The sequence below is a fragment of the Cellulomonas algicola genome, assembly GCF_019024305.1.
GTDB lineage: Bacteria > Actinomycetota > Actinomycetes > Actinomycetales > Cellulomonadaceae > Cellulomonas > Cellulomonas algicola.
Window position 1 is genome coordinate 1 of the sequence record NZ_JAHKSJ010000029.1, and the last position, 16,712, is coordinate 16,712.

General features: G+C 71.1%; 11 protein-coding genes. 6 read left to right on the top strand and 5 right to left on the bottom strand.

Annotated features, from left to right (window positions below; genetic code table 11):
* Window positions 1-4,504 precede the first annotated feature (4,504 nt).
* From KOV94_RS18015 to rpmH, 5 genes are read right to left on the bottom strand one after another with little or no spacing between them, the layout of a single operon-like run.
* On the bottom strand, window positions 4,505-5,017 hold the full coding sequence (locus tag KOV94_RS18015; protein WP_162353543.1) for a Jag family protein: 513 nt from the start codon (window positions 5,015-5,017) through the stop codon (window positions 4,505-4,507).
* A 52-nt stretch (window positions 5,018-5,069) separates the two neighbouring features.
* Window positions 5,070-6,365 carry a membrane protein insertase YidC gene (yidC, locus tag KOV94_RS18020; protein ID WP_218052802.1) on the bottom strand — a complete coding sequence of 432 codons (1,296 nt, stop codon included), beginning with the start codon at window positions 6,363-6,365 and terminating at the stop codon, window positions 5,070-5,072.
* 21 nt (window positions 6,366-6,386) lie between these two features.
* The gene (gene yidD, locus KOV94_RS18025; protein WP_124342756.1) at window positions 6,387-6,701 is read right to left on the bottom strand and encodes a membrane protein insertion efficiency factor YidD; all 315 of its coding nucleotides are present in this window, start codon (window positions 6,699-6,701) and stop codon (window positions 6,387-6,389) included.
* A 7-nt stretch (window positions 6,702-6,708) separates the two neighbouring features.
* Complete coding sequence (gene rnpA / locus KOV94_RS18030; protein WP_124342757.1) at window positions 6,709-7,077, bottom strand: ribonuclease P protein component; 369 nt, start codon at window positions 7,075-7,077, stop codon at window positions 6,709-6,711.
* An 11-nt stretch (window positions 7,078-7,088) separates the two neighbouring features.
* Window positions 7,089-7,226: a 50S ribosomal protein L34 gene (gene rpmH / locus KOV94_RS18035; protein WP_013885212.1), complete on the bottom strand. Its 138-nt coding sequence runs from the start codon at window positions 7,224-7,226 to the stop codon at window positions 7,089-7,091.
* Between the two features lie 479 nt (window positions 7,227-7,705).
* Between rpmH and dnaA the strand changes: the two genes are divergently transcribed.
* From dnaA to gyrB, 6 genes are all read left to right on the top strand, one after another.
* Complete coding sequence (gene dnaA, locus KOV94_RS18040) at window positions 7,706-9,235, top strand: chromosomal replication initiator protein DnaA (RefSeq protein WP_124342759.1); 1,530 nt, start codon at window positions 7,706-7,708, stop codon at window positions 9,233-9,235.
* 802 nt (window positions 9,236-10,037) lie between these two features.
* Window positions 10,038-11,168 carry a DNA polymerase III subunit beta gene (dnaN, locus tag KOV94_RS18045; protein ID WP_124342760.1) on the top strand — a complete coding sequence of 377 codons (1,131 nt, stop codon included), beginning with the start codon at window positions 10,038-10,040 and terminating at the stop codon, window positions 11,166-11,168.
* 110 nt (window positions 11,169-11,278) lie between these two features.
* Window positions 11,279-12,226 carry a phosphogluconate dehydrogenase (NAD(+)-dependent, decarboxylating) gene (gene gnd, locus KOV94_RS18050; RefSeq protein WP_124342761.1) on the top strand — a complete coding sequence of 316 codons (948 nt, stop codon included), beginning with the start codon at window positions 11,279-11,281 and terminating at the stop codon, window positions 12,224-12,226.
* Between the two features lie 157 nt (window positions 12,227-12,383).
* Window positions 12,384-13,805 carry a DNA replication/repair protein RecF gene (recF, locus tag KOV94_RS18055; RefSeq protein WP_218052803.1) on the top strand — a complete coding sequence of 474 codons (1,422 nt, stop codon included), beginning with the start codon at window positions 12,384-12,386 and terminating at the stop codon, window positions 13,803-13,805.
* The gene (locus tag KOV94_RS18060) at window positions 13,795-14,388 is read left to right on the top strand and encodes a DciA family protein (RefSeq protein WP_124342763.1); all 594 of its coding nucleotides are present in this window, start codon (window positions 13,795-13,797) and stop codon (window positions 14,386-14,388) included. Before recF ends, KOV94_RS18060 begins: the two co-directional genes overlap by 11 nt.
* A gap of 255 nt (window positions 14,389-14,643) precedes the next feature.
* Window positions 14,644-16,692 (top strand): DNA topoisomerase (ATP-hydrolyzing) subunit B, encoded by a 2,049-nt coding sequence (gene gyrB, locus KOV94_RS18065; RefSeq protein ID WP_124342764.1) that lies wholly within the window; start codon window positions 14,644-14,646, stop codon window positions 16,690-16,692.
* Window positions 16,693-16,712 lie beyond the last annotated feature (20 nt).

The window sequence follows — 16,712 nt, forward strand, 5'->3', positions numbered from 1 at the left end:
CTCCTGCTCTGGGTCCTGTCCATTGGTCGCCGGCGACGCTCCCGCCGTTGCTCGCCCCGCCGCTCCTGCTCCTGCAATGCTCCCCGTCGACGCCTGTGCTGCTTCCCACTGATCCTTGTCGACGCTCCTTCTCCTTCCTCTCGCCGCCTGTCTTGCGCGCCGCCCGACGCCGCCCACTGCCGACCGCCCGGTTCCAGACGCTGCCGCCCAGACCCCGACCCATCTCCCGCAGACCCGCGCGCGGTTCCGTGCCCACTGGCTACCGGTCCTCCACACCGCTTCCGAGCGCTCGGCCTCAACCCTTGCCCCACTGATCGACCCACCTCCCGCTGACCACCCCGGTCCCACCCCCCGCTGACCACCCCCGGTCTCACGACCCGCTGACCTCCGACCGGCCCCACTTCCCTGGCTACCGGTAAGACACACCTGTGCCGAGCGCCCGCCCCGGGCCCCCCGCTCACCGCCCGGCCGCCTTTCGCTGACCATCGCCCGGTCCCGCTGCCCACTGACCCCGACCCGGTCCCGTGCCCACGGCTACCAGTCGTGAGCATCGCTGCCGCGCGTCCGGCCTCAGTCCCCGCCCCCCGCCGAGCGACCCACCTCCCGCTGGCCCTCGCCACTCCCACGCCCCGCTGATCCACGCCCCACTGACCCCGCGCCACCCGGCGCCGATGGCCATCGGCCCTACGCAACGCAGCCGAGCGCCCTGGCCAGCCTTCGCCGCGCCCACCGTCAGCCCCGACTCTCGCTACCCCCGCCCGGTCCCACGCCCCACTGACAACCGGTCCTGCGCAGCAATGCCGAGCTCCCCGGCCAGCCTTCGCCGCGCCCACCGTCAGCCCCGACTCTCGCTACCCCCGCCCGGTCCCACGCCCCACTGACAACCGGTCCTGCGCAGCAATGCCGAGCTCCCCGGCCAGCCTTCGCCGCGCCCACCGTCAGCCCCGACTCTCGCTACCCCCGCCCGGTCCCACGCCCCACTGACAACCGGTCCTGCGCAGCAATGCCGAGCTCCCCGGCCAGCCTTCGCCGCGCCCACCGTCAGCCCCACCTCTCGCTGCCCCGCCTCCCCCTCGGTCCTGCGCCCCGCGTCGTGCGTCACGCTCGTGATGAGCCCCCGGGAACACGCGGTGGCCGCCGCTCGGGGTCGCAGCTCGCGCGTGCGCGGCCGCTCTCGGCGGTCGCGTACTGCGACTCGCAAGGCGCGGCGCTCACGGCAGACGGCAGACCGCGGCACCAAGCGAGTCACGTGCAAGACACCAGCTCGGGCGCCGCACCCCTCGGTCGCGCCGAATCAAGGCCGCATCGGCGGCAGCGGTGCCGACGACACGGTGTCGGGACCCTGCAGCTCACGTCAGGCCTGAGATTGGTACGTCGGCCTCAAGGACAGCGACGACCAGTACGTGCCCGAGAGTCGCTCCCCTTTCGAGAACGCTCGCGGCCGAACGCCAGGGCGCTTCATGCCGGCGGTGAGAGTTACGCCTTGGCGGCGGACGTCCTAGAACGCCCGGCGTTTCACGTGAAACATCAATGTCCCGCGCGCGCTCCGCCGCTACCAGCGCTCGCCGCCGACCTGCCTAAGACGTTGTCGGCAGCAACACGGCCGAGGAGTTCTTCATCGCACCCCCTCGGGCCGTCGCGTACCCGAGCCGCCAGACATGTCTCAGACAGTCGTGCTACCTCGCACGTGCTGGGCGCGTGGTCGATCTGACGCCCGGTGGCAGTCGCGACGGGCGGTACCGCGCTCGTCCGGCCAAACGGACCGCGTCCGCCTCGCCCTGGGCAGGACGGGCACCCCACGTCCTCGACGCCTGTCCACCTGTCCGCTGTCGGCCGCCAACGCAGACTCCCGCACATGCCTCGACGTGTGCGCCGCGCCTGAATCGTCGACACCAGGCGAGGTAAGTCGCATGTGTGCGCTGGTGTGCGTGACACGCTCGAAGGTGCCGAGCTCGGGTCGAACCGCACCGCTCGAGTGCGCCCATCGCCGCCCCGTGGACTCGTCATCGCTCGTACTTCCGGCCGCGTCCGACGCCGCAGGAATTGCCTCGGCCCGAACGGGATGTCCGTTCGCCAGGACGGCCGCCCTTCTGCTCGCTTGACGGGACGGGGGCAGCGTGGTTTCACGTGAAACGGATCGCGCGGTGACTTTGACTGAAGAGTCGACGCTCGCAGCATCCACCTGGGTCACCAGGGCGCCACGGCCCCAGCCCTTCGCCCAGCGAGCGGCGTCCTGATCCGACGGATTGTCGCGAGCCGCGGCCGGCCACACTTGCCGCGAGCCGCGGCCCGCCACACTTGTCGCGAGCCGCGGCCGACCACAGGGCCCCGATGCGCCATGGTCGGACGGACTAGCGCCCATCGCACCAGAATCGGCAAGCAGAGACCGTCAGGCGGCCACCAGCCACGCCGTGGAGATCTCACGGTGAACGCGACTCGCCTAAGCGATCGTCATCGACAGCACCTGGCACGGTCTGCGCTGAGTGCTCGTGCGTGCCCGAGGCCTCCCTTGAACCCTGGGCGGCGCGCCCCGCCAACCCGACTCATCTCAACGATCGCGCCCAGCCGGATACGCTCCCGTCCAGCACGCTCTTGTCCCACATGGCACCGGCCAACTCACGCCTCGGTTGCCCGTCATGGCCCACGTCGCCGCCTTCGCGATGCGCACGTCGTGCGCCTGACAACCTGTCGGGCCGCGTCAACGTCGCTGGTCAGCTACTCAAGCGACCGGCGTCTCGCACGGCGTCCGAGCTCTTGGTCCCGCTGCGTGGGCCGTTGCTTCGGACCGCCACCACGTCGTACCCAGACGCGCGGGGCGACTTCACGCGCGACCGGTTCCGGCGGGCCGGTCGCGCACCTCGCCCCAGCAAGGATGCGTCGCTCACTCACCGAGCCAGTCTCGACGACCCGCCTTCGCCGTGGATCGCGTGGCGCACTCGATGGACGGAGCATGGATTCCGGCGACACCAACGCGCCAACGACGTCCGCGCCTCCGGGACTCACCACGTGACGGCGGCTCTCCGGTTCGTTGGTCGACCGGGACGCCGAAGGACCTCGAGGCGTTCACGCGCGATGCACCGCCTGAGCGGCGCCCACCTCGTGGGTCCGACACGGGTGCGGGCAGGTCGTCGTGTTGGTTGAGCCGGCCGCACGATCCGGGTGCACGCCGATCAACCCAGCCTTCGCGTACGCATATCTCCTGCACTCCGGAGACTCGCCTCGAGCGATGGCCAGTCCCTCGATCGGTACACCTAGTCGTGTCAGCAGTCTCGCCGTACCCGAGCGTCGCCGTGCCGCGCGGCGTCGGAAGCCCTGTCAGACGGCTCCGCCCGTTGGTGGCCCGCTCGCCGCATAGGTCGCATGACCAACGGAACGGAACGCCTGCGCGTGCCCCCTGAACCGGAAGGCGGACCGCCTTATCGGCAGCCGCTCGCTGAACGACGGTCTCGGACTCCGGCCGTTTCACGTGAAACGCCTCGCCGGCGCGAGACCGTGCGCTCGTTCGTGGACGGACCCGGACCTCGTGGGCGGACCCGGACCCGGCACCGCGGCAGTGGCGAAACCCCGCCGGCGCCAAGATCGGCGCCATCGCCGATCGCTGACGCGATGGAATCCACAAGCCTGCAGGCTTGATGCGATTCTCCCTAAGGGAACCGCTGAGACTGATGTTGGCGCCTCGATGGCCTTCAGACGCTGCTCAAGCGGTGCTTCTTGGGCGGTTTGCGACCGCCAGGACGGCAATCTGGCCGTTGCTCGCGCCTAACCGCCTCGGACGCGGCTTGCCCACCACCAGCGATGGCGCGCCGCGCCGCCCACATCCTTCGGCTAACACTGGGCTCTGGTGCGGGTTGTCCCGACTCCCCGCCCTGCTCGACCGTGAATGCGAGAAGCAAGCCCGAGAGGAGTGAGCTTCTTGGCCTGCCGGCGTCTGACGAGGTTCGGCCCAGGGAGGTCGCTCCCGGGAAAGTCGTCGCTACCTGTCCGCCAGAGCGGCGATGTCGGCGCGGAGCCACCGGGAACACCGCGCCCCGCACGCACCCAGCTACCTCGTTGAGCGCTCCCGCAGCACCGGGGATGACGCCACGCAGAGTTCCATGTGTGGTCGTGCCCCGTTGATCACGCAAGGCCGAGGCAAGCACGACAACGTCCACGCCGACGCCACGAGGACCAGACGCGGCGGCCCTACTCGTTTCACGTGAAACACCGAACGCCGCGGGGCGAGACCTGCTGGCTCTCCGCGCGCCGCCGGGGCGCCCAGAGGAACGGCAACGCCGGTGACGGCAATAGCTGGGCGAGCGTTTCACGTGAAACAGGCGCTCCCGCGTCGCGGGCCGCGACGCGGGCGTGACGTCATCGCGTTCACTTCTGAGTCCCCGCCCACGACCCGAAGCTCGGCCGCGCACATGACCGCTCGACGAAGCAGGCCTGCGCGCCGAACTGGCCCGGGAAAGCGACGAGGGCGGGGCGACCGTAGTCACCCCGCCCTCCCGACGATCTCCCCGGATCAGGCCGGGCGGATCACCACGTGCCGGTCGGGCTCGACGCCCTCGGAGTCGCTCGAGAGTCCCGCTGCGGCCACGGCGTCGTGGACGACCTTCCGCTCGAACGGGTTCATGGCCGTGAGGGCAACGGGTGCGCCCGATGTCTTGACCCGCGCGATCGCGTCCTCCGCGACGCCGACGAGCTCCGTCCGACGAGCCGCCCGGAACCCGGCGACGTCGAGCATGAGGCGGCTGCGCTCCCCCGTCTTCGTCTGCACGGCGAGGCGCGTCAGCTCCTGCAGCGCGTCGAGCACCTCGCCGTCGCGGCCGGCGAGACGGCGCAGCGAACGGTCCTCCGGATCCTCGGAGACGATCTCGACAGCGGCACGACCGTGGTCGATGTCGATGTCGATGTCGCCGTCGAGGTCGGCGATGTCGAGGAGCTCCTCGAGGTAGTCCGCGGCGATCTCGCCCTCTTCCTCGAGGCGCTTGGTGCTGGTGGACTCGACCGCTTCGTCGGGCGAGCTCGGGCTCATGAGGTCTCTCCGATCGTCGACAGGATTGTCGGCTGGGGTAGGTGGACGGGTTCTACGACCGCGTCGGGCTGTCGGGGCCGGCACCGTCGCCGCCCGCACCGCCGTGCGCCTCGCGAGGGGACTGCGTGCGAGAAGCACCGCTGCCGCCGGCCTTGGTGCCGCCCGACTTGGCAGGGCCGGTCTTGCCCGCGCCGGGCTTCGCACCGCCGGACTTGGCCGGGCCCGCCTTGGGCGCACCGCCCTTCGTCTGGCCACTCTTGGGTGCCGAGCCCTTCGAGCTCCCACCGGCCGAGGGCGTGGTCGTCCCGCTGCCGGTGACAGGGCTCGACGACGGCGACGTAGCGGCGTCCTCGCTGCCCGTGCCCGCACCTGCCGTCGAGCCCGGGGCACCCGCGACGCCCTTGGCCCGGTCCTTCCGCTTGGGCTGCTGACGCTGGCCCCGCGGCTTCTCCTCGATGACGGCGGTCGAGGTGGTCGGCTCCTCGAGCGTGACCCCGCGGGCGGCGGCTCGGCGCGCCTTGCGCTCCTTCATCAGGCGCTCGGCCTCGGAGCCCGGCGCCGGCATGCGGCGGATCGTGTAGAACTGCTGGCCCATCGACCACAGGTTCGTGGTGGTCCAGTAGATGAGGACACCGATGGGGAAGTTGACGCCCGAGAACGCGAAGATCAGCGGCAGGACGTAGAGCAGCACCTTCTGCTGCTGCGCCATCGGGCCCTGCAGCGCCGCGGGCGGCATGTTCTTCATGGTCAGCTGGCGCTGCGTGAGGAACGTGGTCGCGGACATCGCGATGATGAGGACGACGGTCACGACGCGGATGTGCCAGTTGTCGCCGGCGGTCATGAACGTGCCGGACAGCGGGGCGCCGAAGATGGTGGCGGCCTCGGCCTGAGCGGCGAGCGCGGGCGTCATGGGGCCGATGGGGTCGTAGGTGCCGGCGGCGATGCGCGGCAGCTCGATGAGTACCCGGAACAGGGCGAAGAAGATCGGCGACTGGAGCAGGATCGGCAGGCAGGACGCGAACGGGTTCGTGCCGTGCTTGCGGTAGAGCTCCATCGTCTCGCGGCTCATGGCCTCACGGGACGCGGGGTCGGTCTTCCCCTTGTACTTCTTCTGGATCGCCTGCATCTCAGGCGCGAGCAGCTGCATGCCGCGCGACGCCTTGATCTGCTTGAAGAACAGCGGGATCAGCAGGATCCGGATCACGATCACGAGACCGACGATCGACAGGCCCCATGCAGCGCCGCTCTCGGGGTCGAGCCCGAGGGTCGTGAACAGGGCGTGGAACTGGACCATGATCCAGGCCACGACGGTCATGATCGGACTGAGCAGTCCGTCGAACCACGACATCCGGGGGCTCCTCGGAGGGGATCAGTGCGTGGACGGAGCCACGTCAGGGTGACGGTGAAGACGGTGGTGGTGGTGCGGGGGACGCGCCGGTGGAACGTCGTCGACGCCCCCGGGGTTCCACGGGTGGCACCGCAGCAGCCGGCGGACGGCGAGCCACGAACCGTGGAGCAACCCGTGCCGCGTGACGGCGATGACGGCGTACTGCGAGCACGACGGGTAGAAGCGGCAGGTAGGCGGGGTCATCGGCGAGATGAACCGCTGGTACCCCCGCAGGAGGAGCAGCACGAGCTGCGCCGGCAGACGCACGGCACCACGCACCACGGATCGCCAGGTCATGGGGCGGCTACGCCTGGGACGTGCGCGACGTGAGGCGCCGCGTCGCGGATGCGAGCGCGGAGTCGAGGTCTGCGCCCAGTCGCACGTACTCGGCCGTCGCCGCGGGAGGGAGCGCCCGGACGACGAGTCCCGCGTCCGCGGGGAGCGAGTCGAGGCGGGCCCGCACGAGCTCCCGCAGCCGTCGCTTGACGAGGTTGCGGCGGACCGCCGTGCCCACGGCCTTGGACACGACAAGACCGACCACGGGACCGTCGGGTCCCGGGTCGGTCTTGGTCGTCAGGTGCACCACGAGGGTGTCCCGGCCGCTGCGCGCACCACGCCGCACCGCCTGCTCGAAGTCGGCAGCACGGCGCATCCGGTGCGCTGCGGGCAGCACCGGCGCTGGCGTCAGGCCGAGAGCTCGGAGCGACCCTTGCGGCGACGGGCCGCGAGGATCGCGCGACCCGCGCGGGTGCGCATGCGCAGACGGAAGCCATGCGTCTTGGCGCGGCGCCGGTTGTTCGGCTGGAACGTGCGCTTGCTCACGAGAGTCTCCACTACATCCGGGTTGGGCCCCGCGCGTGGGCGCGTGACCTGGGTCTGTCTGCCGAGCTCGACTGCTCCAAGGACACGCACGCGGCGTGTGGCGTCAGGGCGCGCCAGCAGGAGCCATCAGGAAGGCTGGACAACGGTACGCCGCGTCGTCGCGGCCGGTCAAATGGGCGGGAGCGCCACGTCTGCCTGCCGGGAGCCTACCCGGACACCTGGTGAGGTCACCCGGCAGGACGCCTCCCCCGGCGCGTCGTCGGGGGCTAGCATCGTTCGTCGTCGCCGTGCCTGTGGACGTCGTGGACCATCCCGTGTGGAGAGGTCGATCTCGACGAGCCGCTGTCGGCGCACCACGGCCCGGCGTCGTGCCGTCAGGACGGGTGCGAGGCGACCGCGCACAGGTGTGGACAAGTATGTGGACAACGGGGGCCGTGCGAGACTCGACCACTCCACGATCGATCAGCTGAGGTAGGACGTTGTCACAGGACGAAGAGCTCGCCCGGGTCTGGGGCCACGTCGTCGCGACCCTCGAGGCGAGCCCTGACATCACGCCGCGGCAGATCGCCTTCGTCCGGCTCGCACGTCCGCTCGGGCTGCTCGACGGCACGTTGCTGCTGGCGGTGGGCAACGACCTGACGAAGGACTACCTCGAGACGCGCGTGCGCTCGGAGGTCACGGACGCCCTCTCGGACGCCCTCGACCGCGAGGCCCGCTTCGCGATCACGGTCGACCCGGAGTTGGCGAGCGACACCACGCCGTCGCTGCGTGTCGTCCCTCCCGCTCCCCCGGCTCCGCTCGACCGGAACGACGGGTCGCCGCGCCGCGAGGACGGGTCGGACGAGGTCTCCGACCGCAGCGACCGCCCGGACCTGTCCGTGGTGCACGGGGGCCAGGACGACGACGGTCCCGGGCCTGGTCGGGTCGCGATCGACGACCGTCCGCTGCCGTCGGGCCGCAAGCAGGCGTCGGAGCCGGCGCGGCTCAACCCCAAGTACCAGTTCGAGACGTTCGTCATCGGTTCGTCGAACCGCTTCGCCCACGCGGCCGCGGTCGCCGTCGCCGAGGCGCCGGCCAAGGCGTACAACCCGCTGTTCATCTACGGCGACTCGGGCCTCGGCAAGACGCACCTGCTGCATGCGATCGGGCACTACGCGTACAACCTGTACCCCAGCGTCCGGGTGCGGTACGTGAACTCGGAGGAGTTCACGAACGACTTCATCAACTCGATCTCCGAGGGCAAGGCGGGCGCGTTCCAGCGCCGCTACCGCGAGGTCGACGTGCTCCTCATCGACGACATCCAGTTCCTGCAGGGCAAGGAACAGACGATGGAGGAGTTCTTCCACACGTTCAACACCCTGCACAACGCGAACAAGCAGGTCGTGATCACGTCCGACCTGCCGCCCAAGCAGCTGAACGGCTTCGAGGACCGCATGCGGTCGCGGTTCGAGTGGGGCCTCATCACCGACGTCCAGCCGCCGGACCTCGAGACGCGCATCGCGATCCTGAGGAAGAAGGCCGGCAGCGAGCGGCTGCAGGCGCCGCCGGACGTCCTCGAGTACATCGCGAGCAAGATCTCGACGAACATCCGTGAGCTCGAGGGTGCGCTGATCCGCGTGACCGCGTTCGCGAACCTCAACCGCCAGCAGGTCGACCTGTCGCTCGCGGAGATCGTCCTCAAGGACCTCATCACCGACGAGCAGACCGCCGAGATCACCGCGACGCAGGTGATCGGCCAGACGGCCGCGTACTTCGGGCTGTCGATCGACGACCTGTGCGGCTCGAGCCGCTCGCGCGTGCTCGTGACGGCCCGGCAGATCGCGATGTACCTGTGCCGCGAGCTCACGGACCTGTCGCTGCCGAAGATCGGCCAGGCGTTCGGAGGCCGTGACCACACGACGGTCATGCACGCGAACCGCAAGATCCGCGAGCTCATGGCCGAGCGCCGGTCGATCTACAACCAGGTCACCGAGCTGACGAACCGCATCAAGCAGCAGAGCCGGGGCTGATCCGTCCCACCTGTCCGGTTCGTGGGGAATCCGTCCTCACGGTTGTCCACAGTTTCCACAGGGGGCTGGGGATGTTTGTGACGCTGTTCACCCGATCGGATCAGTCGCTGTGACGGACGCGCGGATCCATGTCCTGACCTGCACCTTCGTCCCGTCGCCGTTCCTCCCGACGCGTCGCCCGTCCGGCGAGCGATGAGACAAGTCTCATCGTCGAATCGATGCGACCGCCTTGACCGGAACCCTCACGTTCCGGATGAAACATGCATGGGACGAATGTTCACACCTGTGCACACACCTGTGGACGACGGTGGACGACACGCCTCGACGCTGTGGAGGACACCGCCCTCGTCCGTGGATGCCGCAAGGCCTTCTCCGGCACGTCCACCGACGTCCACCGGAGCACGGGTGCGACACCCACAGCACGTCCACACGGTCTCGGCGGGCTGACCTGCACGGACGGCCGCGATCCACACCATGCACACGACCGATGACGACGACGAGACTTCTCTCTGCCGATGATCCACACACCGCCGAGAGCTGACGGCGGCCGGCCGGGACGCCGATCGGCACGATCGACACCCAGCGCCCACGGCAGGCCCGGAGAACCTGTCGTCCACACCCTCCGCGGACCTGTACCGAGCGTCGGACCTCTCGCGTAGTGTTCGCGTGATGCCAGGACAGGCCGTGTCGTGCGTGCGACCAGTGCGCTCACGACGGCCCACCGGCGTCGACGCACGAGCGCCCCACGCCGGAACCGTGCGACGACGCCCCGGGCAGCACTCGAACGACGAAGAGGTGACACATGAGGTTCCGGGTCGACCGTGACGTCCTCGCCGACGCGGTCACGTGGACGGCTCGCAGCCTGCCCACCCGACCGCCGGTCCCCGTGCTCGCGGGTGTCCGCATCGAGGCCGACACCACCGGGACGATCCAGCTGTCGAGCTTCGACTACGAGGTCTCGGCCCGCTCGCAGATCCCGGCCGACGTCTCCGAGCCGGGCACGGTCCTGGTCTCGGGCCGTCTGCTCGCCGAGATCTCGCGCGCGCTGCCCGACAAGCCCGTGGACGTCGTCCTCGACGGCACCAAGGTCGTCGTCACCTGCGGCGCGAGCCGCTTCACGCTCCTCACGATGCCGGTCGAGGACTACCCGAACCTGCCGTCCATGCCGGCCACGGCGGGCACGGTCGACGGCGACGAGCTCACGCACGCGGTCGCGCAGGTCTCGGTGGCCGCGAGCCGCGACGACACGCTGCCGCTCCTCACGGGCGTGCGCGTCGAGATCGAGGGCGAGAAGGTCACGCTGCTCGCGACCGACCGCTACCGCCTCGCGCTCCGCGAGCTCACGTGGAAGCCGTCGTCGCCCGACATCTCGACCGTCGCGCTGGTGCGCGCACGCACCCTCAACGACGCCGCGAAGTCGCTGGGCAGCGCGGGGTCCGTCACGGTCGCGCTGTCGACTGGCGCCGGCGTGGACCTCATCGGGTTCGAGGCCGGCGGCCGCCAGACGACGAGCCTGCTCGTCGACGGCGACTACCCCGCCGTCCGCCGCCTGTTCCCCGACGAGACCCCGATCCACGCGATCGTCTCGACGCACGCGCTCGCCGAGGCCGCGAAGCGTGTCGCGCTCGTCGCGGAGCGCAACACCCCGATCCGGCTGGCGTTCTCGCAGGGCCAGGTGGTGCTCGACGCGGGGCAGGGCGACGACGCGCAGGCGTCCGAGGCGCTCGAGGCGACGCTGGTCGGTGACGACATCACGGTCGCGTTCAACCCGCAGTTCCTGCTCGACGGCCTGGGCGCGCTCGACACGACCTTCGTGCGGCTGTCGTTCACGCACCCGAACAAGCCGGTCGAGTTCACGGGCCAGGAGTCTCTCGACGGCGAGGACAAGCAGGAGTACCGCTACCTGCTCGTCCCGATCCGGTTCGCGAGCTGACGCGTCGCCGTCGACCCGACGGCCGCGGGAGCGGACCGTGGGACGGTGCGGCAGAGTGACCGGTGGACGCCGGTCGGCGAGGTCCGGGACACCGGGAGAGGCGAGGGGTCATGCACATCGGTCTGGTCGGTCTGGGCAAGATGGGCGCGAACATGCGGGAACGCATCCGCGCCGCGGGCATCGAGGTCACGGGGTACGACCGCAACCCCGACGTGACGGACGTGCCCTCGCTCGAGGCGCTCGTCGAGGCGCTGCCCGCGGGTGAGCGCGTCGTCTGGGTCATGGTGCCGTCCGGCGCGATCACCGACGCGGTCATCCGTGACCTCGGCGGCCTGCTGACCAGCGGCGACGTGGTCATCGACGGCGGCAACTCGTACTACCAGGACGACCAGCCGCACGCGGACCTGCTCGCCGAGAACGGCGTCGGCTTCCTCGACGTCGGGGTGTCGGGCGGTGTGTGGGGCCTTAAGAACGGCTACGGCCTCATGGTCGGCGGCGACGCGGACCTGGTCGCGCGCGTGCTGCCGGTCTTCGACGCGCTGCGGCCCGAGGGCCCGCGCGAGGAGGGGTTCGTGCACGCCGGGGCGATCGGCGCGGGCCACTTCGCGAAGATGGTGCACAACGGCATCGAGTACGGCCTCATGCAGGCGTACGCGGAGGGGTACGAGCTCCTGGCCGCGAAAGACCTGGTCACGGACGTGCACGGCACAGTCAAGGCGTGGCGCCGCGGCACGGTCGTGCGGTCCTGGCTGCTCGACCTGCTGGTCGAGGCGCTCGAGGCCGACCCGTCCTTCGGCGAGATCGACGACTGGGTCGAGGACTCGGGCGAGGGCCGGTGGACGGTCGACGAGGCGATCGACCTCGCCGTGCCGGCCCCGGTGATCTCCGCGGCGCTGTTCGCGCGGTTCGCGTCCCGGCAGGAGGAGTCGCCCGCGATGAAGGCCGTCGCCGCGCTCCGCCAGCAGTTCGGCGGGCACGCGGTGAAGCCGGCGGGCACGACGGGCCCGATCAGCGACACCACGCCGGTCCCCGACGCGGCCGTCCCGCCGCACGCCTGACTACGGGCTCTGCGGACGACGCCCTGGCGCCGCCTGAACGAGCCTGCGTGAGGGCGTCCGGCTCCGGAGCCCGTACGGCGCTGACAGCCGGGGTGCCACCGCTCGCCCGGCGGTGACGATCCCGACCCGACCAGCCTCACCACGACGAAGAGACCCGATGTACGTCGCCCACCTGTCGCTCACCGACTTCCGCTCCTACGCGCAGGTCGAGCTTCCCCTCGACGCGGGCATCACCGCGCTCGTCGGGCCGAACGGGCAGGGCAAGACGAACCTGGTCGAGGCGATCGGGTACGTCGCGACGCTCGGCAGCCACCGGGTGCCGTCGGACGCGGCGCTCGTCCGCTCGGGTGCGAGCCGCGCGGTCGTGCGGACCCGTGTCGTGCGCGAGCTCGAGCCGGGGCACCCGCGCGCGACGCTGGTCGAGGTCGAGGTCACGCCGGGCAAGGCCAACCGGGCCCGGGTCAACGGCGGTTCCCCGGGCCGGGCACGCGACATCCTCGGGATCCTGCGCACGGTGCTGTTCGCGCCGGAGGACCTGTCCCTGGTGAAGGGCGACCCGGACGGGCGGCGACGCTTCCTCGACGACCTGCTGGTGCAGCTCGTCCCCCGGTTCGCGGGCACGGTGCAGGACTACGAGCGGGTGCTGCGGCAGCGGTCGGCGCTGCTCAAGACGGCGGGCTCGGCGATGCGGGGCGGGCGCGGTACGGCGGACCTGCGGACGCTCGACGTGTGGGACGCGAAGCTCGCCCAGACCGGTGCGGAGCTCGTGGTGGCCCGGCGCGCGCTCGTCGCGGCCCTCGCCCCGCACGTCGCGGCGTCGTACGCGCAGGTCAGCGCGGGTCAGGGCGAGGCGGTGGTCACGTACCGGGCGAGCCTGGACGCGGCTCTCGCCGACGACAACCGCGGTCGGTCGGGCGACGGCTCGACGGCGCCGGGCGCGCCGGACGCGACCCCGGCGGCCGCCTCGGACGTGCCGGCGACCACGAGCCTGGTCGAGGCGCAGCTGCTCGAGGCGATGGGCCGCCTGCGGCCGAAGGAGGTCGAGCGCGGGGTGTGCCTGGTCGGGCCGCACCGCGACGACCTCGTCCTGACGCTCGGCGGGCTTCCCGCGAAGGGGTACGCGAGCCACGGGGAGTCGTGGTCGTACGCGCTGGCGCTGCGGCTCGCGTCGTACACGTTGCTGACCGACGGCGTATCGGCGACACGAGCGCCCGCCGCCGTCGCGACGCCCGCAGTCGTGACGTCGACGGCCGGAGCTCCGCAGGACGCCGTCGCAGGTGCGGCTCCCGCGGGCGACGGTGACCCGGCACCGCAGGCTGCGCGGGTGAGCACGGCCGTCGCGGAGCCGGCGACGGACTGGCTCGGGCGTGGCGCGGACTGGGGCCCCGACGGCGAGCCGGTCCTGATCCTCGACGACGTCTTCGCGGAGCTGGACGCGCGCCGCCGCGAGCGGCTGGCCGAGCTGGTCGCCCCGGCACGCCAGGTCCTGGTGACGGCGGCCGTCGCGGAGGACGTGCCGGAGCCGCTCGCGGGCGCCCGCGTGGACGTCATGGGCGGTGAGGTGGCTCGTGTCCTCTGACCGCGGCGACGACCAGGCCGACGACGCCCTGCTCCCCCCGGTCCGGCGCGCCACCACGGAAGGTGCCCCGCTGCGGCAGGTGGTCGACCTCGTCCCGGAGCGTCAGGTCGCGGCGGCCGCGCTGAACCGGGCGAAGGAGGCGGCTCGGGCCAAGGGCATCCGCCCGGGCGACGCTCCTCGCCGCCGGGCGCTCGTCGACGTGAACCCAGGCTCGGCGGGGCCGGGGGCGCGGGATCCGCAGGCCGTGGCGGACACGCTGGGGGCGCTGGTGGGGCAGTTCGGCTGGGGTTCCGGGCTCGTGTCGGGCACGGTGCAGCACCGATGGGCGGACCTCGTCGGGCCGCAGGTCGCGGAGCACTGCTCCTACGTGTCGCTCGAGGCGGGCGTGCTGACGGTGCAGGCGAGCTCGACGAGCTGGGCGACGAACCTGACGTGGGCGGTGCCGACGATGCTGCGTCGCTTCGCGGAGGAGCTCGGCGAGGGCGTGGTCTCGGAGATCACGGTGCTCGGGCCGTCGGGTCCGGGGTTCGGCCGGGGGAAGCGGCGCGTGGCCGGGAGGGGTCCGCGGGACACGTACGGCTGACGCGTCGGCGACCGGCGAGGACCGCTGCGGAGCTCCGCGACGCGCGTCGTCACGGAACCTGCCACAACTTCCCTCCTCCGCCGACGTCGACACGAGGGGTAAGAGGCCGGGGTCCAGGTAGACTGTGAACGTCAATTCTGGCGCGCTTGCGCCGGTACCAGAGCCGAGAACTCCAGTCTCCTGGGGTGATCCGCCCTCCGAGGTCCTTGGCGGGGCGCTCTGTCGCGTGTGAGAGCTTGAGGAGTACACCCGCCCGTGGCCGACGAGAGCACGACCCCGCCCAGCAGCCCCAACGGCGCCGGCGGGTACGACGCCAGCGCGATCACGGTCCTCGAGGGGCTCGAGGCTGTCCGCAAGCGGCCCGGCATGTACATCGGCTCGACCGGTGCACGCGGCCTGCACCACCTCGTCTACGAGGTGGTCGACAACTCGGTCGACGAGGCGCTCGCGGGGTACTGCGACACGATCGACGTGACGCTCCTGGCCGACGGCGGCGTGCGCGTCGTCGACAACGGCCGTGGCATCCCGGTCGAGCTGCACCCCACCGAGGGCAAGCCGACGCTCGAGGTCGTCATGACGATCCTGCACGCGGGCGGCAAGTTCGGCGGCAGCGGGTACGCGGTGTCGGGCGGTCTGCACGGCGTGGGCATCTCGGTCGTCAACGCGCTGAGCAGCCGCGTCGAGTCCGTCGTGAAGCGCGACGGCTACGCGTGGGAGATGGACTTCGAGGACGGCGGCAAGCCGACGGGTCCGATCCGCCAGGGCGAGGCGACGACGGACACGGGCACGAGCCAGACCTTCTGGGCCGACTCGACGATCTTCGAGACGGTCGACTACGACTTCGAGACGCTGCGCTCGCGCTTCCAGCAGACGGCGTTCCTCAACAAGGGCCTGAAGATCACGCTCACCGACGAGCGGCCGCAGCACACGGGCACCGAGGACGAGGTCACGGACGCCGAGCCGGCGCAGGAGGAGGACCAGCCGGTCGACGCCCCGCAGCACCGCACGGTCACGTACAAGTACGACGGCGGCCTCGTGGACTACGTCGCGCACCTCAACGCGGCGAAGAAGGTCGAGCTCGTCCACCCCGACGTCATCGAGATCACGTCGGAGGACACCGAGCGCCGCATCTCGGTCGACATCGCGCTGCAGTGGACGAGCGCGTACAGCGAGTCGGTGCACACGTACGCCAACACCATCTCGACGACCGAGGGCGGCACGCACGAGGAGGGCTTCCGGGCGGCGATGACGTCGCTGATCAACCGGTACGCCCGCGACAAGAACATCATCAAGGAGAAGGACGAGAACCTCACGGGTGACGACATCCGCGAGGGCCTGACGGCCGTCATCTCCGTGAAGCTCGGCGAGCCGCAGTTCGAGGGGCAGACGAAGACGAAGCTCGGCAACACCGAGGCGAAGACGTTCGTGCAGAAGGTCGTGAACGAGCGTCTGGGCGACTGGCTGGACTCCCACCCGAACGAGGCGCGCGACGTCATCCGCAAGTCGATCCAGGCGGCCGCGGCGCGCATGGCGGCCCGCAAGGCGCGCGAGGCGACGCGTCGCAAGGGCCTGCTGGAGTCGGGCGGCATGCCGGGCAAGCTGAAGGACTGCCAGAGCAACCGCCCGGAGGAGTGCGAGGTCTTCATCGTCGAGGGCGACAGCGCCGGCGGCTCGGCCGTGCGCGGTCGCAACCCGCGGACGCAGGCGATCCTCCCGATCCGCGGCAAGATCCTCAACGTCGAGCGCGCGCGCCTCGACCGGGCCCTGGGCAACCAGGAGGTCCAGGCGCTCATCACGGCGTTCGGGACGGGCATCGGCGAGGACTTCGACCTGGCCAAGCTGCGGTACCACAAGATCGTCCTGATGGCCGACGCCGACGTCGACGGCAAGCACATCTGCACGCTGCTGCTGACCCTGCTGTTCCGCTACATGCCGGAGCTCATCACGCAGGGTCACGTGTACCTCGCGCAGCCGCCGCTGTACCGGATCAAGTGGTCGAACGCGGACCACGACTACGTCTACTCGGACCGCGAGCGGGACGCGTACATCAAGGACGGCCAGGCCGCGGGCAAGCGGCTGCCGAAGGAGAACGCGATCCAGCGGTACAAGGGTCTCGGCGAGATGGACTACCAGGAGCTCTGGGAGACCACGATGTCGCCCGAGCACCGCACGCTGCTGCAGGTCTCGCTCGACGAGGCCGCCGCGGCGGACGAGATCTTCTCGGTCCTCATGGGCGAGGACGTCGAGTCCCGCCGCTCGTTCATCCAGCGGAACGCGAAGGACGTGCGCTTCCTCGACATCTGACGGCGCCGGGCCGCGCCAGC

Excerpts from the sequence above, each read along its gene's own strand:
- recF (WP_218052803.1), top strand. The coding sequence starts at position 12,384 with ATGTACGTCGCCCACCTGTCGCTCACCGACTTCCGCTCCTACGCGCAG.
- yidC (WP_218052802.1), bottom strand. The coding sequence starts at position 6,365 with ATGTCGTGGTTCGACGGACTGCTCAGTCCGATCATGACCGTCGTGGCC.
- yidD (WP_124342756.1), bottom strand. The coding sequence starts at position 6,701 with ATGACCTGGCGATCCGTGGTGCGTGGTGCCGTGCGTCTGCCGGCGCAG.
- gnd (WP_124342761.1), top strand. The coding sequence starts at position 11,279 with ATGCACATCGGTCTGGTCGGTCTGGGCAAGATGGGCGCGAACATGCGG.
- dnaN (WP_124342760.1), top strand. The coding sequence starts at position 10,038 with ATGAGGTTCCGGGTCGACCGTGACGTCCTCGCCGACGCGGTCACGTGG.
- KOV94_RS18015 (WP_162353543.1), bottom strand. The coding sequence starts at position 5,017 with ATGAGCCCGAGCTCGCCCGACGAAGCGGTCGAGTCCACCAGCACCAAG.